Below are 22,375 nucleotides of genomic sequence, written 5' to 3'. Positions count from 1 at the left end.
ATAATACCCTTGGCAAAACTACTGGTGAAAGTCAACTTGATAATAGGTTTTAGCCCACAGGGTCGCAATCGCCTTTGTGGATATGGGTAAGTTGAAAGAACAGAGGGGTATTCAAGACGATCGCGGTCAGTTATTGTCGCAATCGCCTTTGTGGATATGGGTAAGTTGAAAGTCTTATTTATCACGTCTGCCTACTAGTTTGCTTTGCGTGGTGAAGAAAAATACGCTTCACAAACTATGCCTGCGCTTCCTTCAGCGATCGATCCACAGCACTTAAACAATATTTAATATTTGCAGTCCTCTGCTCCTTTCACTTCCCCTATTTGCATAGTGTAAAGGACAAGCAAATATTTTCGCTTGCAAAATGGCAAGAATTGACAATTATGAGAAATTTAGCAACTGTTAGAGCTTTCTAATTGACAATTATTTCTTCGCTCCTGAACTAATTGACATCTAATCCTTCGTAAATATAGCGAATTGACATTTAATCCTTCGCTATCGTGACATAGAATTCTTCGATTTGGACATAGAATCTTTCGCTGTGACATTTAATCCTTCGCTACGGACACTTATTCCTTCGCTCTACATGAATATATGCCAGGACGGAGATTTGAACTCCGGACACGAGGATTTTCAGTCCTCTGCTCTACCAACTGAGCTATCCCGGCTCGTTGCTGTGTTTTATTTAGGCAACTTGACTAATATAGCAAATCTTTGGTGATTATGCAAGTAGGTAGAGAAAAAATCAGCAATGCTCATTTTAAAACTTTTGTACTATAAATCATAGTTTAAGCTGGCGATCGATAAACCAATTGTGGTCGTTACAGCCAGCTCAATCGATTAAGAATAGTAGGTTTATTTCCATAACGAGAATTGCTGAGAAAAAATAGTTGAGAGTTGACAGCTTGCACTGTTGGCGTAGCCTTGCCAAAGGCATTGCGAAGCCGAAGTGTTGACAGTTGACAGCGATGCGGACGGCTGGGGCGGTGGCGATCGTTCCAATTCCAGCCGTTGTTTGGTACGATCGATATGCCTGATGCAGCCACAGGCAACTAAATTGTGGCTCAAATTCCTGTCATCCCCACTCTGCGACAATTGTTTAACCCTTTCACCCCGATCGATCCACCCCCACCGAATTCGCCACATAAATATGATGGTTGGTCGTTGGACGATCGCGATCCACGCGCGATCCGCGAGATCCTGATGCCGCTCTGGAAGTGGCTGTATCAATATTATTTTCGAGTCCAGACTGATGGCTGGGAACATCTCCCTGCTCAGGGACGGATGCTGGTAGTTGGCTCTCACAATGGCGGCTTGGCGGCTCCTGACATGTTCATGCTGATGTATGACTGGTTTAGTCGTTATGGTACCGAACGCCCCGCCTATGGGCTAGCACACCCCGATGTGTGGAAGTATTTTGGGCCGACAGCCAATTTAGCAGCTCGGGCTGGGGCGATCGTGGCTCATCCCAAGATGGCGATCGCGGCTCTCCAAAAAGATGCGGCGGTGTTGGTTTATCCTGGCGGTGCTGAGGATATCTTTCGCCCGTATAGTCAGCGGCATCGGATTCAGTTGGCTGGGCGCAAGGGATTTATCAAAGTCGCCCTCAGGGAACGTGCGCCGATCGTGCCTGTAGTATCTGTGGGTGCTCATGAGGGGCTGATTGTCTTGACAGATCTGTACCCGATCCTTGCACGGCTGCACGATTTCGGGGTGCCGTGGTTATTTGGGATCGATCCAAATGTGTTCCCGATCTATCTGGGATTGCCGTGGGGGATTGGGATCGGCCCGTTGCCCAATTTACCGTTACCGACTCAGATTCAGATTCGGATCTGTAAACCGATCGAATTCGAGCGATCTGGGCGGGGTGCCGCGAGCGATCGAGATTATGTTGATGCCTGTTACGATCTGGTAGAAGCGCACATGCAGGCGGAACTCGATCGGCTAGTACTGGAGAAGCGATAAAAATCCCCTCCTCGGAGCGAAAAGTGCGGTCTTGGGGTTTCCCCAAGTAAAGCACCTTTTCAAGACAGGGGTGCCCAGAGGGCAGCACATTTATAGTGCGGGTGAGTAGATATCCGCGACCCACCAGCAATCTCTTTCTTGGAGAGTGGCGATCGATCTATAATTTGATGCTGATAGTGGCTTCGCATTCGCAATTAGTAGATTACAGCGAAGATTTTACCCACCCCGCCTTTCAGGCACCCCTCCGAGGAGGGGATTTTTTAGAGGTAATGAGACAGTGAAGGTTGAGCCTTGTCCTGCGCCAGGGCTGGCTACTGTGACGGTGCCATCGTGCAGCTCTACTAATGACCGGACGATCGATAGTCCCAAACCCAAGCCAGAAGTCGATCGAGTTGGGGTGGTGTCTGCTTGACTCCAGCGATCGAATACTAATGGTAAGAACTCAGCAGTAATACCGTTTCCGGTGTCGCTGATGCTAATTTGGGCGGTCGTTGGGAGGTAGGCTAAGTCGATATTTACGCGTCCTCCGGTAGGAGTGAACTTGATCGCATTGACGAGCAGGTTAGAGATGATTTGCCCGATGCGATCTAGATCGCCGACGATTTTTGCTGGTGCGGGATCGAGGTTGGAGACTAGCTCGATTTGCTTGGCATTTGCTGATAATTGGACGAGATCGATCGCGGTTTGAATGACCGATCCAAGCTGAAGCGGACTCATATTGAGCCGGAGTTTACCAGACGTAATGGCAGAAACGTCTAAGAGATCTTCGATCAGTCGATCTTGAGTCTTGGCACTGTTTTCGATCGTTTCCAGGGCGTGGTTGGTTCTGGCTGCATCAAACTTTTGGGTGCGTAATAACTGTGCCCAGCCGAGGATCGCACTCAGGGGGTTACGGAGTTCGTGCGAAACTATCGACAGGAACTCGTCTTTGGCGCGATTGGCGGCTTCTGCGGCACTGCGGGCGGACTGTTCTTGAATGATGGTGTATTTTAGTTCTGATTCGAGGCGTTTGCGCTCGGTGATATCTTCGATCGCGAGTAAGATATTGTCGCCACCTTCGGCTTGAGTCATTTTGCGGGCATTGAGTAGCATTGTTTTGTTGCCGATCTGCTCGAAGTCATGCTCGACTTCAAAATCCTGGAGTTCGCTGTCGGTGGGGAGTATTTCTAGTAGTAACTGCCGCAATTTGGGGATATTCCACTGCTCATTCCCGAGATCGAAGATTAATCGCTGTTCGGTATCGGCGATTGTTGCTTCAAAGGTATGATAGAACGAGCGATTGGCTGTAAATATACGCAAGTTGCCATCGAGGACGATCAGCGGTTCGCGCACGGTTTCGACGATCGCCCGCACATAGTTACGGGAGTGTTCGAGCTGTTCCATACTGCGTTTGAGTGCGTCGATGTCTACCAAGATCACCATCGCCCCATCGATCTTGTCATCGATCGTCCGATAGGGACGGATGCGGAGATCGTACCAATGCCCATCTCGATCTTGGACTTCTTGTTCGACGGTCTTGAGGGTGCTAATAACCGATCGAATCTGGGATTCTAAGTCGGCGATATCCAGCGAGTGGTTGATATCTCGCAACGGTCGCCCTACATCCGTCGGAATCAGATGCAAGATAGTTTGGGCGAGTGGCGTGAAGCGGCGGATGCACAGATCGCTACCCAGCATCAAAATCGGAATATTCGTACTGCTAATCAGGTTTTGGAGATCGTTGCTGACCTCAGTTAGTTCGTGGTTGCGCCGATACAATTCATCATTGATGGTATTGAGTTCCTCATTAGTTGCCTGAATTTCTTCTTTAGCGGTTTCCAGTTCCTCGTTACTGCTCTGAAACTCTTCATTGCTGGACAAGATCTCTTCATTTGCGGCTCTGAGATCTTGATTGGTCGCTTCCTGCTCCTCGATAATCGTGCGGAGATACTCTTTGGTAGTTGCTAGCTCCTGGTTGAGTCGGACAATCTCCTGTCCGCTGGCGGGAGTGACTGGCTGGGGAGTGCGAGTGGCACTGGGAGTCAGAATCAGCCCAGTGGATCGGTCGATTGCGGCGGGGATAGCTGCTTGAAATAGTACCAAAAAATAGCGCTCTTCCCCCCCGCGTGCGTTGAGGGGAATTACCTCAAAGTTCATCTGTCGCACCCCATCGCCATCGGTAACTTGCACATCATCCTTGCTCACTGCCAAATTTTGCTGTTTTGCCTGATAAATAGCAGTACGTAGCTCTAGCTTCAAGCCATCTTTTGCCATCTTCAATAAGTTATGGCTGGCTCTACCTGGGGCAGGTTCGAGATAGAGACTTGTCTGCCCCCGAAAATGCAGAATTTCTAAATTGTTATCGATGATGACACCAACAGGCGCGAACCGCTCTAAAACGATCCGATCTGCCTCTTTTTGTAAGTCAAAGTCACTCCAATCAGGGTCGCTGGGGGTGGAATTGACAATTTCGCTGGTTTGAGTGGTGGTGATGAGATCGAGTGTCAGCCGTGCTGGAGCCAGTTTGCGCGCATAAATTCGCTGCTTTTTATCTACCGCCGTAAATAAGTCTGAGGAGTCGCCAGTTGTCTCAGAGGTGCCCAAGATCAGAAAACCCGTTGGTTTTAGTCCATAGTGGAAAGTCGGCAAGATCTTCTTTTGGAGTGCTGCGCCCAGATAGATCAGTACGTTGCGACAGCTAATCAGATCTAGTTTGGAAAAAGGCGGATCGCTACAGAGGTTTTGTTTGGCAAAGACGCACATCTCGCGAATCGACTTGCCGATCCGATACCCACCATCGACGGGTACAAAGAACCGCTGGAGCCGTTCGGGGGACACATCGGCAACTACACTGTACTTGTAAAAGCCAGCCCTGGCAATGTCGATCGCCCGATCGCTAAGATCTGTAGCATAGATCTGAATCGGCGGCTGAATCGGCTGGTTTTCCAAATACTCCAACAGACAAATCGCGATCGAATATGCTTCTTCGCCAGTCGAACATCCGGCTACCCAGATCCGGATCGGGACATCCGCCCCTTTATTGGCAATGTGCGGAAATACCTTAGTTTTGAGCGTTGCAAACGCGATCGGATCTCGAAAGAAGCTAGTCACATGAATGAGCATATCCTCAGATAATGCCTGTACTTCTGCGGTATGTTCGCGCAAGTAGGTGACGTAATCATCGATATTTTCGAGCTTGTACAGTACCATCCGCCGCGAAATTCTTCGCTTGAGTGTGGCTTGTTTGTACTGGGTGAAGTTGACTTTTGTCGCCGCTTGGAGCAGCGAAAAGATCGCCTGCATGGCAGTCTCGCCTTCTACTAGTCCCTCCACAGCTTTCGCAGGTGTGGGACTAACAATGTACGGATGACGGCTGATGTTTGCCAGTTCTGCGGCAATTTCTTGCGGGAGGAGGATAAAGTCTACATGACCTGTTGCCACCGCCGTATTGGGCATACTACTCACCTGCGCCGATTCCTCACTCTGAGCAAAGGTAATCCCACCTGCCTCTTTGACGGCTTCGAGTCCCCGCGAACCATCGCCATCTCCGCCAGAGAGGACGACAGCGATCGCTTTACTGCCCAGATCTGCCGCTAATGACAGGAAAAAAGTATCCACAGGCATCACTAGTGCCCGACTTTTCTCACGGGGAGTCAGTTTGAGCAGTCCCTGCTCGATCTCCATTTTGGTATTCGGCGGAATCACATACACACAGTTGGGTTCCACCTCCATATCGTCGCGCACCTCCACCACGGACATGGCGGTTTCTCGTGCCAAAATCTCGCGTAACAAACTTTTGTGGTCGGGAGCTAAATGCTGAATCAGCACAAACGCCATCCCCGTATCAGTTGGCAAATGGCTCAATAACTGTCTAAATGCTTCCAATCCCCCCGCCGAAGCTCCAATGCCGACCACAGGGAAGCGTCCATCATGGCGATCGATCGTTTCTGGTGACGAGTCGGTTTGTTGCTCATCATCAGGTTCGGTTCCATTGGGCGGAAGTTCCTGTGCAGAGGGTTGGTTGGGGTTCATGTTTGGGGTTTATTAACGCTGTGATGCAGTTTGTGTTGCTGCATAAGTTATTTTAGCTGCTGTGGAGGTTGTTTACCCCACCCCAGCCCTGCCCTTATAAAGGGGAGGAAGTGAAAGCCCTCCCTTGATGAGGGCTGAAGAAAGGAAAATCTGTAGGGGCGGGTTTATGCTAAAAATTGCGAATGTAACGATAACTATCGTACGAACCCGCCCTCACCCACTATCAACCTCCAAATCATATTTTTCCCTGTTTGAAATCAAGCGATCTTTAGGTTACTGGTGGGTTTGGGCAGGTTCGTACGTTCGCGTAGCGTCTCCTACGGAGAAGGGTAACTTCAAGTTTGAATTAGTCGCATAAACCTGCCCCTACGGATTATTTCCCCATAGATCGACCCTGCCTTGACAAGGGGGGGTAAATCAACCTAAAACGAAGTCTAGTCAAGCAAATAGCCGTCAATGGTGCGTTACGCTGTCGCTAACACACCCTACGTGTCAACTGTTTAAGGCTGCGTTGGGCAGGAGTCGATCGATTCCTTGCTTGACGACTGTTTGGAGGTAAGCAACTCTTTGGTTAGCTTGGAAGACCTTTTGGAAGGTATGCCCCAACGAGTCGAGATTCCAAGCGCGGGCGGGTTCGGGAGCGACGAGATCTTGCGCTTCCAGGTATTCAATTAGGGTTAGCCCAGCAATCCGCGTCAGATAAGCAGCACTCAACCCCTGCACCAATCCGCCAGCTACATAGGTAACTGCATTAGTCTTGAGTAGTCCGCTGACTGTCTGGGTACAGACTTCCACTAGCCCTAATTTTAGCATCACACTACCCATAGCCCCCGCAGCGGTTTGAGCTTGTTCGAGTGAGAATTTTTGTTGATAAATCGCCCCCAAATCGATGACCATTTGCGCGTTCACCGCAGCGGTAGCGAGGAGATCTAGTGCGGGTACAGGGTTGGCAAACGCAGCAGCAGCCACAATCCACTGATTTTGGTCGATGAGTGGCAATGCACGATCGCGTCGGGCACTATTGAGCGCGGTTTTTGCAGCGGTTTGGACTAAGGCTACTTGACGATAAGTTGTTGCCCAGACCAGTTTTTCTGCTTCTGTAGCGAGGATATTTGTCAGTTGCCGATTGAGACTATCGATCTCGACAGGTGGTATTTCTAGGGTTTCTAGAGCGGTACCATCTGCTTGAATCTTACGAACTTTTATCGATGCAGGTGCGGTACTGGTAGTCAGAATATCTGAAGAGGCGATCGATCCAGTCACTACCGATTGGAGTTTGTGGAGAATTAGGCTACGTTCTTCTGGTAAATAGCGATCGACCTGATTGAATAGTAATAGTACTCGCTGATGAGCTTGGTGCAGCGTGCTGAGATAGTTGTATTCGGTCGCAGTCAGGTCGCCATTGGTGAGAAATATGACTAAATCCGCATTGAGTGCCAGTTGTTGAGCTGTGGTGGTGGCGACATCACTCTGAGCACCGCTAGTAAATAAGGGCGGTGTGTCGATGTATCGGAGTGGAGTAGCCGAGGGGACTGGTGCGGTGGTGAGTAGCTTCATCAAACTACTTTTCCCTACTTTTTGCCCGCCAGTAATTGCAATATGCCGCTCTGGTCTGGTTAAATTAGTCTGAGCTTGGATTAATTGTTGCCGAAATAACTCATGTTCAGAGTTAGGACTTTCGCCTGCCAATTGACCGATAACCAATTCTACTTGGCTCAAGACTCGATCGAGTGTCGCTCGATTGATATCTACTTTGGCTAGTGGCACTTGAGGTCGATCGCTGCGCTGACTGTACCACCAATAACCACCGCCAGCGGCGATCGTCCCTACAGTCAACCAATCTCCTACAGCTGAAAAGCTATGAGCAACACTATCCAAACCCCACAAACCCAGTGTTAGCCCAATTCCACCAATTAAAAGTGGACGTTGCAATCGCACAGTCATAGATGCTCCCGTCACAATCCTAAAGAGTCTCAATTAGTTCTAGCCTAGCCGATTTGGGCGCACAAAAGTTGGGTGAAATACTGAACTTAAACATACGTAATTACCGACAGCTCGTACCAACCTGGAGCCTGATGAGAGCGACAACCCTTAGAGGCTGTTTAGAAAGTATAGATTAGCACTCGTAAACCCTAGAAATCCCCCCTAACCCCCCTTTTTAAGGGGGGAACCGGATTAAAGTCCCCCTTTTTAAGGGGAATTTAGGGGGATTTACCCACCCTGAACGGAGCAATTAGACGCATTCATTCATCCTCTTAGGTACCATTGAGAGCAGCCCATACAACTTACTTGGATCTAGTTAATTCGATCGTAATCTTGCCCCCAAAATCAGGAATTGGTGCCCCAGGCTTGTGTAATTTCAGCTCGACTTGTTGCACCTTGTCGAAACTCAAGACTGTAGCAATGATTGTCTCGGCAAGTTTTTCTACCAGATCGAATTTAGACAGCGAAATGATTTCCTTGACAGTAGTAATCACACTGCGATAGTCAAGTGTATCCTCAATCCGATCGCTCTGACCCGCAGTAGCTAGATCTACTCCAATGCGGAGATCGACTTCAAACCATTGCCCTAAAAATCTCTCCTCTTGCAAATATCCCGTATAACCGTAGCAACGAATCCCAGTTAATTGAATAACGTCCATAAATTAGCCAACATTTAATAAAAGTTAGCGATCGCTGCTTGATGCCGATCGATTCACACTGGTAAAATCCGATCGAGCTATCGCGATCGCTAGGATGGTAGGGGCGAATTTTGTTCTATATCGATCGATTAAAAGCGGAAATATCTAGTATAAATCCGCCCCTACAATGGATGTATCAACCAGTTGCGATCTATACCATGACTGTCAACTCTCAACCGATTTAATTAATTTCTGGCCAATTACCCTGATTCATTTCGTTCCAAACTTCATCGATTAACATTCCAGAATTTTCGGGTCGATCTAGATCCTGAAAATTGATAAATTCTGCGGAGGAAGTGAACATTCCATTCTCTTCAAAACTGAGCAGATCGTGTTCGGAAAAATCTAGTCCTAAATCGGCTAAATCCAATTCCATCATGCCATTTGGAATCATGATTCCACGATCTTTATCGGCAAGATCGAAGTCAAAAGCAATTTCATCGAAACCACCACTATTTGGACTGGCATCGGTAGGATGCTCTAGCTCTAAAGTCGTCTCTGCATGTGGAGCTAAATTAGTGATGGTTTCAGGTAGATCGGGAGCGGCGATGGTCGCGACAGCAACAGCACCGATGGTGGCAATACCCGCGACAGGGATCGCCGCAAAAACGTCCGAGCTATGGATGGTAGTATCCGCCACGGTGGTAGGAGCAATTTCGATCGGACTAGCGACAGTCGCAGCCTGAGTATCATGTGTCGTCGTCCGATCTGGGTGGGGATCGACGGCTGTAACGGTCGATGCTTCAGCACTAGTCTCATGGGCAGTTGCGGGGAAGGGAGTAGGAGGTGTTGACACTACTCCCATTGGCTCGGTGATATCACTTATCGCTGTTGGCGGTGGACTAATAGCTTGTCCCATTGGCTCGATGGTATCACTTATCGCTGTTGGCGGTGGACTGATACTAGTAGCAATACTATGAGCAGGTGGGTTTGGCTCGTCTGGACAAAATTCCAAACATAGCCTAATCCGACCTCTTTGCCAACCCTGAGAGCCAAATCTCAGTGCCTCGCAATCGATACCTTGAGGACTAAACCAGCCATTGTCAGTTTGATTCCAGTTAGAGATCGCCTGTTCCAAATGAGCTTTAATCGCATCATTCACCTCACCAACCCGAAAGGTGCGATGACCGCTCAACACCTGTACCTCGTGTTGAACTGAGATAACTTCTCCATTTTCTAATGACTCAAAGCGATCGGTCATAATATGCTCCAATAGTTCAGACTAAATATCTAAAGTTTGAGGTTGTTATCGATCGGTACCAACTCCCATCGATAACATAATATTACAAAAACCAGCCATAACTATGTAATCCTTTGCCGAGCAGATTGACCCCTAGATAACAGATCCAAACGACGACAAATCCTACTGATGCCAAAATTGCTGGTTTGCGTCCTTGCCAACCCTTAGTAATCCGTGAGTGTAGATAAGCTGCAAATACTAACCACAAGATTAATGCCCAAGTTTCTTTGGGATCCCAACTCCAATAGGAACCCCAGGCTTCATTTGCCCAGACACCACCCGCAATAATCCCAATTGTCAGCAACGGAAATCCCAAACCGATGATCCGGTAACTAATATTGTCGAGCGTATCAGCCAGACTCAGCCGTTGGGGCGTGAGGGTGGCAGTTGCTGCCATTGTGGGCAATGCCAATACCGCAGTTGTCCCGCCGTTACTGCTGGTTATGGGTTCGACAGCGGTAAGTGGGGAAATATTTTGAGTAGCTAGACTACTAGTCAACCGATAACCGCTACCGCCAAACGAACTACCACGTAGCTCGATTTCTTGCCCGCGCGTGACAAATAAAAATGCGATCGCCAGTACAGATCCCACCATGAGAGTAGCGTAGGATAACATCATCACGCTAACGTGCATCATCAACCAATTAGATTTCAGCGCGGGGACTAGTGGTGCTGATGCCTGCATATCGTCGGGTAGTTTCAATGCAGCAAAGGCAGTGATTGCCATCGCTACCGGAGCAGTGACGACTCCCACCAGCGCACTACGACTGATGGATTCGGCGAATAGGTGCATCGTCGTGATACCCCACGCCAAGAAAAACAGCGACTCATACAAATTACTCAGTGGGAAATAACCTGCTTCAATCCACCTGGCACTGAGCAAAGTTGCCATACACAGATTGGCAACTGCCATGCCAGTAGTGCCCAGGTTGGGTAAGAAGGGAATATTCGGGAAAGCTGCACCTACCCAATAAATCAGCATTGTCAGCAGCAAAATTCCAAAGGAGAGGTTATCCAGTTGATTCTGGAGTGAAATTAAGTTCATATACTAACTAATGGTTTTTGATAAATTTGAACGATCGCAGATTGTAGTCTTATTTGAGCTTCAACAGTAATATTAATTTGGAAGATTGCTGTCAACGAGCAACTAAATCAGTCTTGCCAATCAGGAATCACCCACACTGGCGGAGCCGTCAATTTTTTGCGCCGAGCCTCCTCAGCCATCTCGTGCATTTGGTCTAAGGAGGTTTCGCTAATAAATTTTGAAGCTGATTCGACATGAGCTTGATTTTGGCATCGATCGGGTTGAACACAGCCACTGACACAAACTTCACTACAGTTAATCGTACTAGTTTCCACTGTCTCTAAAAAATTAAATCTTATCAATATTTTAGCCTAAGTGACCAGTGGCTAGTCAGGCTACACCGACCGATCGATCTTGGGATGCGTCAATAGACTTCCTGCGAAAGTCAGGCTTTAGGCTTTAGGGGAAGTTTTATCACCAAAAAAGTCAGCAACCAGTATTAACTACTAATTGCTGACTCTAACAGCACCAATTCCCAAACCCCTGATTAGGGAACCTCCAAGGCGCAAACCGCTATCAACTATCAACTATCAACTATTTAACGCTTGTCGCGAAAACTTGATAACCAATCACGGAGTTGTTCGGAAGCGACATCGCGCCCACCCAAACCGAAGGAAATCGCCAACGCTACGGCAATTGCGCCTAGCAATAAACCAAAAGCTAAGTTAACGATACTAGCAGCAATCCCCATCTGCTGTAATGCCATCGCACCTACAAAGATGATAATTGCCAATCGAGCAGCCTGTCCGAGGACTTGTGACTGTTGAGTACCCGAACTACTGACTACTCTCTGAGCTAGATTTGCCAGATATAGACCGATCGCAAAGACTACCACCCCAGACAGAACTTGTCCAGAGATCAGCAATAATCCATCTACAAGGTTATTGAGCGATGGTATCCCCAATACTTCCGTAGCGGCGACTGTAGCAACTAGCATCACCCCAACTCGCGCAATCAATCCAGCGATCTCCGATGGAGTCTGCTTGGTACTAGGCGGGGTGATTTCGCTACCAGTGACGGAAATAACCGGAGTCGCGATCGTTGTATCGTGGAGAGCATTGAGTCCCAGCGCACGAAAGATATTATTGAATCCCAATCCACTGAGTAAGTTGGATACCAACTCACCAATAAACTGACTGACTACATAAGCGATCGCTAAAATTGCTGCTGCGGTGAGAATTTGCGGAATAGTATCCAATACTCGTTGGAGCATGGAAGTTGCAGGTCTAGAAATCGCTGGAATCTGAAGTGCATCCAGTGCGGCTACCGCAGTTGGAATCAGTACCATCAAGTAGACGAGTGTGCCCAATAATCCTGATAGTGATTGACCTGGAGCAGCTCTGTTCAAGCCAATTTTTGCAGCCAGTCGCTCGGTGCCAGCCGCAGCCAATAAGTTCGTGATTAATTCGCGCACGATCCGTGCCACAAACCAACCCACAATCCCAATCAGCACTGCTTTAAAGATATTTGGCAGCGCACTGAGGATATCATTGAGCAAATTTTGAACGGGTGCGAGTGGCCCTCTCAGGTCGAGCACGTCGAGGATCAGCGGTAGGAAAAATAAGAAGACAAACCAGTACAGTGCATTCCCCAGTGTTTCACTAGGTAAGACTTGATTTTCACCCACCGCCAATCGCCGAGACATTGCTGGCATCAGAGTTCCCGCTGTCCGAATGACGATCGCTTTAACGACTGTTGCCAATAACCAGGCAACACCAGCCAAGGCAGCCGCTGAAGCCAATTTCGGCACAAATGCCAGAACTTGGTTCAAGACATTATTGAGTGGGGAGGCGACAACGGTTAAGTTCAGCGCGTTGAGAAAGCCTAAGAGCGCGAATAGAAAAATCAGCCAGAAGACAATATCACCGATTAATTTTTCGGAATTAATCGACGACCTACCTGTGGAGCTACCACTTGCCCAGCCGACTAAGCGGTTATCTAAGTCTGTGCGCTTGAGCAGATTTCTCACGACTGATGAGACGATAGATGCGACGATCCAGCCGACAAGTAATGTCACGACCGCACCGATTAAACTGGGTAAAAAAGCTCCGACTGTACCACTAGTCTGTCTGACAAAATTTTCCACACCAGAGGTAGAAAAATTTGGCGTAACGGTAGTTGGTACTGCGACCTGAGCCAATCGCCAATTTGCAGCAATAAGCTGACTAGTTCCAGGTAACGTACTAAAGAGTTGCCAAGTTTCGTTCATATTGTTACTATGTAAATTTTAAATTCCACGGGCTGTGTGTGAGTTCAAAAACACTCTCGTCCACTAGGCGATCGCTCATCCCTAGTAGGGTAGCTCGGACTTAGAAATGCCATTTTCCTGCCGCGATCGCGAGTGCTAACTACCAAGATCTAAATCTAAATGATGACCATGAGAACGATCGTGACCATCGTTGAGTTTCTAAAGAACAGGTAAATTGTGTTAAAATATACCGACTTTTTGGCTCGTACTTGCACTTTTAAATCCAAGTTAAAGAACCTTTAACTCTCCATCAATTTGGGACTTTAAGTAATTAGATCGATGTTGGTTAATGTACACTAAAAGTATACATCGATTTGCCCAGAGAATTAATCGGTATTAACGAATAAAGCTAGATATTTTCTACTTTTTAGCGATTGAATAAGCGTAATCGAGAGACAGTATACCACGCTCGATCGAGCGTGACATCCGTCGAAATGAGTAGACTCCGCGATTTTTGCGCTGCACCTAGATGTAGAACTAAATCTCTCAAAGTTACGTTAAGAATTGATAGAGATCGAGATGTCAATCCTTTTGCATTAAAAATAGCCTGCCCACAGCGCGGAAATTAGATTCTGTGCAAAGTTAACTATCGATCGATCTAATTACGTTGACTTTGCTTGAAAAACTGATACATTTCGGGTAATCGATTGACGATCGCGGCAGTTTTGAGCCAAAGCTTGTGGGAAACTGCTGGATAGCCTGAGACGATTTCACCTGGCTCGACATTACGATGAATCCCAGTTTTGGATGAAGCGATGGCTCGATCGCCGATGGTGACTTGGTTGGCTACGCCGACTTGCCCAGCGAGTAAAACTCGGTTCCCAACCTTGACACCTCCAGCCAGCCCGACTTGGGCAGCGATCGCGCAATTAGAGCCGATCTGACAGCCATGTCCGATGTGGACTAAGTTATCTAGCTTGGTATCTCGACCGATCCGAGTTTCGCCTACGGCTGGTCGATCGACAGTACTATTACACCCGATCTCTACACCATCCTCCAAGACGGTATAACCCGCCTGTTCCATCTTGAACCATCCCGTTGCTGTCGGTACAAATCCAAAGCCCTCTGAACCGATCGCTGCCCCACTATGGACGACACAATCAGCCCCAATTCGTACTCGCTCGTGAATGGTACAGTTGGCATGGAGGATGGTGCGAGATCCGATCTCAACATCGGGGTAGATAACTACATTGGGATGGATCGTGACATCGTTGCCAATCTTCACCCCAGGCTGAATCACTACATGGGCACCGATCGATACATTTTCGCCGATCTCAACGCCTGATTCGACGATCGCGCTAGGATGAATCCCTGGCGGTAGTCGGAACGGTTGATAAAACAGCTTGATGACTTGGGCAAACAACAATCGCGGCTCACTGGCTGCGATCCACGCAATGCCGCGATCGGTTGCTTGACTTTGGATCGCCTGATTCATCGGTAAAATCAAGGCACTCGCCGCCGTACTACTGACACATTGAGCAAATTTATCACCTTCGATATAGCTAATCGTCCCCGAACTGGCTGTCTCGATCGGGGCCAAGCCAGTTAAAATTGGGTTGAGCTGGTTGTCCAAACTACTAGCGGCGATCGCCGAGCCTAATTTGGTTGCTAGTTCGCTAAATTGGATCATAAATTTGAGAATAGAGATTAATCAAGTGTCACAAGTTGGGCTACTACTCAAAATGTTATTACCATCTGTCGCCATCTCGATCGCGATTAACTACTTTGGCAAAAGTCTCGCTCCGGTACCGACGACTGGGATCGCACTGCTGGCTGTCTTTTTGCCCTCTAGTACGATCGCGCTGTTTCTATGGTGGCAAAGTCAGAAATCGGTGGAGACTCAACCTCTAAAGCCTAAAGTTTAAATCTACCCCTGTTGAGGTGACTATTTGTACTAGGCGGAGCGGTAAACGAACAGAATTTGTGGGTGGCGATTTTCTTAGTGAGGACAGAACACGGATCTGGGGGTTGTCTTGACGCGCTAAACCCTCGGCTGTGCCGAGGAGCGTGCGTCGCTCCGACCCCCAGACCCCCCGTTGAGAGGCGGAACGCCGCCCCTCAAACTCCCCTGCGTAAGGGTTAGATTGTTGGTAGCGTAGCGCGCTTCTCTCCGAGACGCTACGCGAACGCATTGGTGCTTGGACTTTGGGAATAAACTCACCTTAACAAGGTTATGCCTAGAGCCTAAAGCCTAAAGCCTAAAGCCTAGAGCCTAATTCATGAGAATATGGAGAGTAATCCTAGAAAGTAATCTAAATTTAGACTGTGCGTAAAGTTATTATTGCTGGTAATTGGAAAATGTATAAAACTCAGAGTGAAGCCTCTGAGTTTTTGATGGAATTTATCTCCCAAATCGATGATGCTCCTGAAAACCGTGAAGTGGTTTTGTGTGTGCCATTTACAGATTTAACAATTGTTAATAAAAGTCTCCACGGTAATCGGATTCGATTGGGTGCCCAAAATGTTCACTGGGAAGATTGCGGAGCCTATACAGGCGAGATTTCTGCCAGTATGTTGACCGAGATGGGTGTCAGATACGTCATCATCGGACATAGCGAACGCCGTCAGTACTTTGGTGAGACTGATGAGACAGTAAATCTCCGACTCAAAGCTGCTCAAAGCAGCGGGTTGATTCCGATTCTTTGCGTTGGGGAGACAAAGCTGCAACGAGATGCTGGTGAAACAGAGCAGAAAATCGCTCTTCAGTTGGAGCGAGATTTGTTAGGGATCGACCAAACGCGGCTGGTAATTGCCTACGAACCAATTTGGGCGATTGGCACTGGCGAAACTTGTGAAGTCAATGAAGCCAATCGCGTTATCGGACTAATTCGCGATCGATTGACCGATTCTAGCGTCACAATTTTGTACGGTGGTTCAGTCAAGCCGAGTAATATCAACGAAATCATGGCACAGCCCCAAATCGATGGTGTCCTGGTTGGTGGTGCGAGTCTGGCTGCTGGTGATTTTGCCGGAATTGTGAATTACAAATAACCTCAGCACAGCTACTCTAAATTGAAGATCCGCAACATTGATTTAATAGACGTTACGGATCTGAGGTATGGTCATCTATTTTCGTCCCAAAATTAGCTCCCAGCTCATTTCTCGATCTGCAAAAAAGATTGATGAGCAAAGGCGTAAAGATCGGTGACTAGTCCGAACAAAATGGGCACCGAAAGCGGTACAATCGACTGAAATCATTCAGCGTTAAATTAAAAAACGATAGGGCAAATGCCTGAAAAATCTATTAATCCGAAAAATGCCACAGGTTTTCTGCTGATTCTAATCCCAGCAGCACTGGCGATGTCTGCGCTGTTTGTAGCGTGGCCGTTGATATTGGGTGTGACTATTCTCATCGCTGGTGGCAATGTTTGGCAAGGCTATGAATGGTCAAAAACCGCTCGCTCGCTCGATCCGGTTTTTCAACAACTAATCATCCAAAATCGTGGCGAAATCACCCCGCTCGATCTCTCTCTCAACGCCCAAGTTTCTGGGGCTATATCCAACCGATATTTAGCTGCCAAAGCCAGTGAATTTGGCACTGGTAGCCGTCAGCATCCCGACGGTGGGCAAATTTACTATTTTGTCTCGATTAGCACTCTAGGCAGGATTTTTGACGATAGTGATGAGGCACCAATGCCGACAATTATGCCAGCGACAAGTCCGGTTGTTGCCTTTTCACCTGCGTTCATTCACGCTGAATCTCTGGTCGAAGTATTACAACCCGAACTTAATCCGCTGGCTAATGCCGCATCGATTCCAGTCGTGGCATCCATCCCACCGCTAGAAACGACCCCAGCCGCTACTCAATCGATCCTTCCGACTCAGTTAGAATCCCCATCAGCTCCAGTAGCTGCTGACTCGATCCTCAGTCAGAACCTCGACGAACGAGTTACACCAACGATCGATCTAGCCAGCAGTGAGACTGATGAACCGCCAACAGTTGCACCTAGCTTGGTGCCGACTGACAGCCACCTAGTCACGATTATTCAGTCCGAATTAGCGAAGCGGTTAGATGTTCATGCCAGTACTGTCTACAAGCGGCGGAGCGAACCAAACTTTACTGACTGGACGCGCAACCGCGATCCTGAAGGTCTAGCTTGGGGATATCTAGAGGCAACCAAAGAATATTACCGGATCGATAGTTAAACAGTTGATAGTTGATAGTTGATAGTTGATAGCGAGGTGGGGGATTTAAACCTTTGGGCTTTGTTGAGTCGATGCTTTAGGGATCGGCTCACAGGAATGGGTCAATGCGATCGATAGTCTGTGAGGTTAATCTGGCTCCCTACTTTAGCTCTTGGAAATAAAAAATGTCTGTAATGATTTAGCAACATTACGGACATTTTTTATGAGAATTTGTTGTCCTGGCGTAGAAACCTGACTAAATCACTATTACAGTGCTGCTATTGCTAAAAGTCGATCGAGCTAGGCGACAAACCTTAACCTAGTGTTAACCAGAAAACACCTACGATCATCTATGCTCAATGTAATTAAGCATGAAATTAGTTCAGATCTAATTTAAGTACTTCAAGAGCGATATAGCCATTCTATTTGAGTAACGAGCGGTAATGTTAACTTATAGGGCAGTACTGTCTTGTCGTTTTTTATTAGGGGGGAACCCCCGAATAAAAACGCCGCTGCATTCCTGTCCGCTTAGGGTCAAGCTACTCGTTTAAGATAGATATTTAGCTTCGATATCTTAAAGATACCCATAGATTAGATTTAACTAACGCATTCACGCGCTTTCGGTCGTGAATATTTTGCATAATCTCGAAAACAATAAATCTGAGGAGAAATTAGTATGAACGGTAGACAACTAAATCGCTTGGTTGGCGAAAAATCCGACTCAAACATCAGTAGGTCAGTCATGATTCGGACACTAATCGCCCTGACATTCGGGCTATCAGTGTCTGCTTGTACGCCCAATAGTCCCGATGTCGCCACACCACCATCAGGCGGGGCTGCACCTAGTGGCACTGCACCCGCTGCAAGCGGTACTAGTTCGTCTCTGAGCGGTGCTGGGGCATCTTTTCCAGCTCCTCTGTACCAACGTTGGTTTCAAGACTACAACAAAACAAATCCTGGCACTCAAATCAGCTATCAGTCTGTAGGTAGTGGTGCTGGGGTAGAGCAATTTTTGGCAGGTACTGTGGATTTTGGTGCGACAGACGCACCGTTGAAGCCTGAAGAGCGGGCTAAGTTCAAAGCAAAATATGGTGCCGAACCAATTCAGGTGCCGATGACTGGCGGTAGTGTAGTATTTGCGTACAATCTGGATGGAGTCAAAGATCTGAAACTATCTCGTGCCGCTTACTGTGGGATTGCTGGAGGTAAGATTACCAAATGGAACGATCCCGCGATCGCTAAAGCCAATCCTGGTGCCAAACTACCCGACCAAACCATTCAATTCATCCACCGTTCGGATGGTAGTGGGACGACTTATCAATTCACAACTCACCTTAAAGCTGCTTGTGGAGCTGGCTGGACGGCTGGTGCGAATAAATCGGTATCTTGGCCCGTCGGTACAGGTGCCAAAGGTAATGAAGGTGTAGCCGCACAGATCCAACAAACGCCCAGTTCGATCGGGTATGTCGAGTATTCTTATGGGAAACAAGCTAATTTAGCAATGGCAGCGATCGAAAACAAATCTGGCAAGCTCATCGCGCCATCCCCAGAATCAGGTGCTGAAGCATTTGTCGGCGAAAAAGTGCCAGCCGATCTCGCTCTCACGGTTGCAGACTCTGCCAACCCTAAAGCTTATCCCATCTCCGGTCTGACTTGGCTATTGCTATATCCCCAGTCCAAAGATGCCGCCAAGCAAACAGCCTTGAAAGGAGTGATTGATTGGTCGCTGACTACAGGGAAAGCTACAGCCACCGAGCTAGGCTATGTACCACTAGAAGCTGGATTGGTAACTAAGGTAAAAGAAGAACTCAACAAAGTCAAATAAACTTTTATGACTGCAAAACCTTCAGCTCCCCAGGAAACATCTCTCTTAGAGGCATCGACCAGATTCAATCTAGTTCGATCGATCGACAAAAATTTCCGGCTGTTAACCCTGGGATTAGCGATTTCAGTCGGTGCGATCCTGATTTGGATCGCTTACTCTCTGCTGGTAATTGCCTTACCAGCGATTCAGGCATTCGGCTTGGGGTTTTTGTTCGATAGCACCTGGGACCCAGTTAAAAATATCTATGGGGCACTACCACATGTGTATGGTACTGTCATGAGTTCCCTCCTGGCACTGATATTCGCAGTACCTCTGGGCGTTGGCGTCGCGATTTTCTTGACCGAAAACTTTTTAGAACAAAAAATTCTCCAACCGATCGCCTTTACGATCGAATTACTAGCAGCGGTTCCGAGTGTGGTCTATGGCTTGTGGGGATTATTTGTGTTTCTCCCAGCGATTAAACCGCTCTTGCAGGGACTAAACAAAAGTTTTGGCTGGATTCCCTTTTTCTCCACTGAGCCAGGTGGAAGGCAGCTTTTTGGTGCATCCTTAGTATTAGCCATTATGATTTTACCGACGATAATTGCGATCTCCCGCGATACCTTGACTTCCTTACCGCCAAAACTCCGTCAGGGAGCCTATGGATTGGGCGCGACTCGGTGGGAAACCATCATGCGTGTGCTGCTACCAGCCGCACTTTCAGGGATTATTGGTTCGATTATGCTGGCACTAGGACGAGCATTAGGCGAAACAATGGCACTTACCATGCTGGTCGGCAATGCCAATGTAGTCAATGTATCTTGGTTAGCTCCAGCTTCGACGCTTTCTTCACTAATTGCCAACCAGTTTGGTGAAGCCAGCGGTCTTCAAAAGTCATCGCTGTTTTATGAAGCATTAATTTTGATGGTGTTGACGCTGTTGGTCAATGTATTGGCACAAGCACTCGTCAGTCGTTTTCAGCAGGTTGAATAAATTAATTGCAAATTAAGACTAAAAATTCAAGCCCTAAAACCTAAAGCCTAAAGCCTAAAGCCTAAAGCCTAAACCATGACTCCTTTATCTTCTGAATCACCTGCTCAATCCGATCTCAATAGCAATCAGTTTGCTGTTGCTCCCAATCGTCAGTTATTTGGAAAAGTGATGACTGGCTTGGTATTTACTTGTGTAGCGATCGCGATTATTCCCCTGGCTTCGATTCTATACATGGTCATCGCCAATGGACTCGGCGGCTTTTCGCCAGCAGTCTTTACCGAACTGCCACCTGCGGCAGGAATGACAGGTGGCGGGTTTAGAAACGCGATTGTCGGCACTCTTTTGACCTGCCTGATTGGTGCTATCATAAGTATACCTTTTGGTGTTTTAACTGCTATTTACACCATTGAATTTAGTCAGGGTAACTGGATATCTCACTTCGTCCGTTTTTGCACCAACGTACTTAGCGGCGTACCCTCGATTATTGCTGGACTATTTGCCTACGGAATTGTCGTCCTATTGACTGGTGGTTTTTCGGCTGTTGCTGGTGGTGTTGCACTCTCAGTTTTGATGCTGCCTACCATCATTCGCACATCTGAAGAGGGGCTAAAATCTGTTCCCAAAACAACTCGACTCGCATCTGTAGGTGTCGGAGCAACTAACTTTGAAACTGTCACCCAAATCGTTTTACCTGCATCACTGCCATTTATTGCGACAGGAGTAACACTAGCGATCGCTAGAGCGGCTGGGGAGACGGCTCCGCTGCTGTTTACCTGTTTATTTAACCAATATGACATCAACGGACTTTGGCAGCCTACAGCCACCCTGTCAGTGTTGATTTACAACTTTGCGATTTCTCCATACAAGAATCAACAACAATTAGCTTGGGTAGCTGCTCTACTGATCTTGGTACTGATTTTAGCAATCAGTATCATCGCTCGAATTGTTTCTCGTCGCAAGGTTTACTAGATTTTTAATGGTGTAGTGTGGCAAATAAATTCAATCGTGTGAGGGAATACTAGGTGGAGCCTTACCTTATTTATATACAAATAAGCACATTCGATCGAGCCAAGCTGACTTAGCAGTATTAAAAAATAATTGGGAACTATCCTCCATTTCACTCGCCCTACTATCCTCTATCCCTAATTTTATGGAAGCTCTGACGGACAAGGAAATCGTCATCAAGACAGATAACGTCTCAATTTTCTACGGAACCTTCCAAGCGGTGCGGAATGTCTTTCTAGATATTCCTAAAAATAATGTCGTCTCTTTCATTGGCCCTTCAGGTTGTGGTAAGAGTACTCTACTACGTTGCTACAACCGCCTCAACGATCTAATTCCGAGTGCTAAAGTACAGGGACAAATCACCTATCGCGGTACCAACCTCTACGATCCCAAAATCGATCCCGTCGAAGTGCGTCGGCGGATCGGGATGGTGTTTCAACAGCCAAATCCTTTCCCCAAATCCATCTATGAAAACGTGGCATTTGGGTTGAAGCTTTCTGGCTTCAAAGGCAATATGGACGAGCGAGTCGAGCAATCGCTCCGTAAAGCGGCTCTGTGGGAAGAAGTTAAAGATAAACTGCAACAAAGCGGCTTGTCGCTATCGGGCGGTCAACAACAGCGTCTGTGCATCGCTCGAACGATCGCGATCGAACCTGAAGTCATCTTAATGGATGAACCGTGTTCTGCACTCGATCCGATTTCGACCGTGCAGATCGAAAATCTGATCCACGAGCTAAAGGAGCGGTTCACCATCATCATCGTCACCCACAACATGCAGCAAGCTGCACGGGTGTCAGACAAGACAGCCTTCTTTAATGCCGAAGCTGGCGAGGGCGGTAGCCGTTTTGGTTACTTGGTGGAATACGACGATACGCGCGCTATCTTTAATTCCCCAAAGGAAGAGCGAACTCAAGAATATATCAGCGGTCGATTTGGTTAGAATAATTTGGGTGCTATGGCGATCGCAGCTAGAGCGATCGGAATATACTCACATCTTGCACCAGTACGAAACTATTAGTAATTAGGGCTTGCTGAAGATCTCAGCAAGCCAATTACTGCAAGGGTTTTGAGCCTTTTTTCAGAAATTAAGTGCAAGGTTTTGACGTTGAAAGGCTCAGAACCCTTGCACTCGATCGCCAGATTCAAGCGATCGAGTGAGAATATTTGCAACAAAACCATTTTTTAGCAAGGAGTTCAGGCTTTAGAACAGCATCAGGGA

The 22,375-nt window shown here is 47.6% G+C and carries 18 protein-coding genes and 1 tRNA gene; 8 read left to right on the top strand and 11 right to left on the bottom strand.

Features of this window, described 5'->3' with window-relative positions:
- Positions 1-595 precede the first annotated feature (595 nt).
- Positions 596-668 (bottom strand) — tRNA-Phe (locus ACEW9J_RS21930).
- Positions 669-821: 153 nt separating this feature from the next.
- Positions 822-1,046 (bottom strand): hypothetical protein, encoded by a 225-nt coding sequence (locus ACEW9J_RS21925; protein WP_373547207.1) that lies wholly within the window; start codon positions 1,044-1,046, stop codon positions 822-824.
- Between the two features lie 70 nt (positions 1,047-1,116).
- Here ACEW9J_RS21925 and ACEW9J_RS21920 point away from each other — a divergent pair, with 70 nt between their 5' ends.
- Positions 1,117-1,965, top strand: coding sequence for a lysophospholipid acyltransferase family protein (locus ACEW9J_RS21920; RefSeq protein ID WP_373547214.1), 849 nt, complete (start codon positions 1,117-1,119; stop codon positions 1,963-1,965).
- A 216-nt stretch (positions 1,966-2,181) separates the two neighbouring features.
- Here the strand turns inward: ACEW9J_RS21920 and ACEW9J_RS21915 are convergent, their stop codons facing one another.
- The 8 genes from ACEW9J_RS21915 to lpxD all read right to left on the bottom strand — a co-directional run bounded on the left by ACEW9J_RS21915 (position 2,182) and on the right by lpxD (position 14,856).
- Positions 2,182-5,976, bottom strand: coding sequence for a chemotaxis protein CheB (locus tag ACEW9J_RS21915; RefSeq protein ID WP_373547206.1), 3,795 nt, complete (start codon positions 5,974-5,976; stop codon positions 2,182-2,184).
- 492 nt (positions 5,977-6,468) lie between these two features.
- Positions 6,469-7,935 carry a YcjF family protein gene (locus ACEW9J_RS21910; protein ID WP_373547205.1) on the bottom strand — a complete coding sequence of 489 codons (1,467 nt, stop codon included), beginning with the start codon at positions 7,933-7,935 and terminating at the stop codon, positions 6,469-6,471.
- Between the two features lie 326 nt (positions 7,936-8,261).
- Entirely contained in the window at positions 8,262-8,618 is a 357-nt protein-coding gene (folB, locus tag ACEW9J_RS21905; protein WP_373547204.1) for a dihydroneopterin aldolase, read from the bottom strand.
- A gap of 220 nt (positions 8,619-8,838) precedes the next feature.
- On the bottom strand, positions 8,839-9,858 hold the full coding sequence (locus tag ACEW9J_RS21900) for a KGK domain-containing protein (protein WP_373547203.1): 1,020 nt from the start codon (positions 9,856-9,858) through the stop codon (positions 8,839-8,841).
- A gap of 82 nt (positions 9,859-9,940) precedes the next feature.
- Positions 9,941-10,942: a c-type cytochrome biogenesis protein CcsB gene (gene ccsB / locus ACEW9J_RS21895; protein ID WP_373547202.1), complete on the bottom strand. Its 1,002-nt coding sequence runs from the start codon at positions 10,940-10,942 to the stop codon at positions 9,941-9,943.
- A 107-nt stretch (positions 10,943-11,049) separates the two neighbouring features.
- On the bottom strand, positions 11,050-11,256 hold the full coding sequence (locus ACEW9J_RS21890; protein ID WP_373547201.1) for a hypothetical protein: 207 nt from the start codon (positions 11,254-11,256) through the stop codon (positions 11,050-11,052).
- Positions 11,257-11,519: 263 nt separating this feature from the next.
- Entirely contained in the window at positions 11,520-13,190 is a 1,671-nt protein-coding gene (locus ACEW9J_RS21885) for a mechanosensitive ion channel (protein ID WP_373547200.1), read from the bottom strand.
- A 637-nt stretch (positions 13,191-13,827) separates the two neighbouring features.
- Positions 13,828-14,856, bottom strand: coding sequence for a UDP-3-O-(3-hydroxymyristoyl)glucosamine N-acyltransferase (gene lpxD / locus ACEW9J_RS21880; protein ID WP_373547213.1), 1,029 nt, complete (start codon positions 14,854-14,856; stop codon positions 13,828-13,830).
- A gap of 28 nt (positions 14,857-14,884) precedes the next feature.
- Here lpxD and ACEW9J_RS21875 point away from each other — a divergent pair, with 28 nt between their 5' ends.
- The 7 genes from ACEW9J_RS21875 (at position 14,885) to pstB (ending at position 22,096) form a co-directional block, all read left to right on the top strand.
- The gene (locus ACEW9J_RS21875; RefSeq protein ID WP_373547199.1) at positions 14,885-15,094 is read left to right on the top strand and encodes a hypothetical protein; all 210 of its coding nucleotides are present in this window, start codon (positions 14,885-14,887) and stop codon (positions 15,092-15,094) included.
- Positions 15,095-15,494: 400 nt separating this feature from the next.
- Positions 15,495-16,220, top strand: a complete 726-nt coding sequence (gene tpiA / locus ACEW9J_RS21870; protein WP_373547198.1) for a triose-phosphate isomerase — start codon at positions 15,495-15,497, stop codon at positions 16,218-16,220.
- 237 nt (positions 16,221-16,457) lie between these two features.
- Entirely contained in the window at positions 16,458-17,375 is a 918-nt protein-coding gene (locus tag ACEW9J_RS21865) for a hypothetical protein (protein WP_373547197.1), read from the top strand.
- 655 nt (positions 17,376-18,030) lie between these two features.
- Entirely contained in the window at positions 18,031-19,179 is a 1,149-nt protein-coding gene (gene pstS, locus ACEW9J_RS21860) for a phosphate ABC transporter substrate-binding protein PstS (RefSeq protein ID WP_373547196.1), read from the top strand.
- A 6-nt stretch (positions 19,180-19,185) separates the two neighbouring features.
- Complete coding sequence (gene pstC, locus ACEW9J_RS21855; protein ID WP_373547195.1) at positions 19,186-20,151, top strand: phosphate ABC transporter permease subunit PstC; 966 nt, start codon at positions 19,186-19,188, stop codon at positions 20,149-20,151.
- A 75-nt stretch (positions 20,152-20,226) separates the two neighbouring features.
- Positions 20,227-21,120, top strand: a complete 894-nt coding sequence (gene pstA / locus ACEW9J_RS21850) for a phosphate ABC transporter permease PstA (RefSeq protein WP_373547194.1) — start codon at positions 20,227-20,229, stop codon at positions 21,118-21,120.
- Between the two features lie 169 nt (positions 21,121-21,289).
- Entirely contained in the window at positions 21,290-22,096 is an 807-nt protein-coding gene (pstB, locus tag ACEW9J_RS21845; protein WP_373547212.1) for a phosphate ABC transporter ATP-binding protein PstB, read from the top strand.
- 74 nt (positions 22,097-22,170) lie between these two features.
- Here pstB and ACEW9J_RS21840 read toward each other — a convergent pair whose 3' ends face one another.
- Positions 22,171-22,335 carry a hypothetical protein gene (locus ACEW9J_RS21840; protein WP_373547193.1) on the bottom strand — a complete coding sequence of 55 codons (165 nt, stop codon included), beginning with the start codon at positions 22,333-22,335 and terminating at the stop codon, positions 22,171-22,173.
- Between the last annotated feature and the right edge of the window lie 40 nt (positions 22,336-22,375).

Source organism: Chamaesiphon sp. (genome assembly GCF_041737865.1).
GTDB lineage: Bacteria > Cyanobacteriota > Cyanobacteriia > Cyanobacteriales > Chamaesiphonaceae > Chamaesiphon.
Note: the sequence above shows the minus strand (reverse complement) of the source record. Positions and strands in the feature narration are given on the sequence as shown.

Coding starts and splice junctions, on each gene's coding strand:
- ACEW9J_RS21915 (WP_373547206.1), bottom strand. CDS start 5,976: ATGAACCCCAACCAACCCTCTGCACAGGAACTTCCGCCCAATGGAACC.
- folB (WP_373547204.1), bottom strand. CDS start 8,618: ATGGACGTTATTCAATTAACTGGGATTCGTTGCTACGGTTATACGGGA.
- ACEW9J_RS21900 (WP_373547203.1), bottom strand. CDS start 9,858: ATGACCGATCGCTTTGAGTCATTAGAAAATGGAGAAGTTATCTCAGTT.
- ccsB (WP_373547202.1), bottom strand. CDS start 10,942: ATGAACTTAATTTCACTCCAGAATCAACTGGATAACCTCTCCTTTGGA.
- ACEW9J_RS21885 (WP_373547200.1), bottom strand. CDS start 13,190: ATGAACGAAACTTGGCAACTCTTTAGTACGTTACCTGGAACTAGTCAG.
- ACEW9J_RS21865 (WP_373547197.1), top strand. CDS start 16,458: ATGCCTGAAAAATCTATTAATCCGAAAAATGCCACAGGTTTTCTGCTG.
- pstS (WP_373547196.1), top strand. CDS start 18,031: ATGAACGGTAGACAACTAAATCGCTTGGTTGGCGAAAAATCCGACTCA.
- pstC (WP_373547195.1), top strand. CDS start 19,186: ATGACTGCAAAACCTTCAGCTCCCCAGGAAACATCTCTCTTAGAGGCA.
- pstA (WP_373547194.1), top strand. CDS start 20,227: ATGACTCCTTTATCTTCTGAATCACCTGCTCAATCCGATCTCAATAGC.
- ACEW9J_RS21840 (WP_373547193.1), bottom strand. CDS start 22,335: ATGGTTTTGTTGCAAATATTCTCACTCGATCGCTTGAATCTGGCGATC.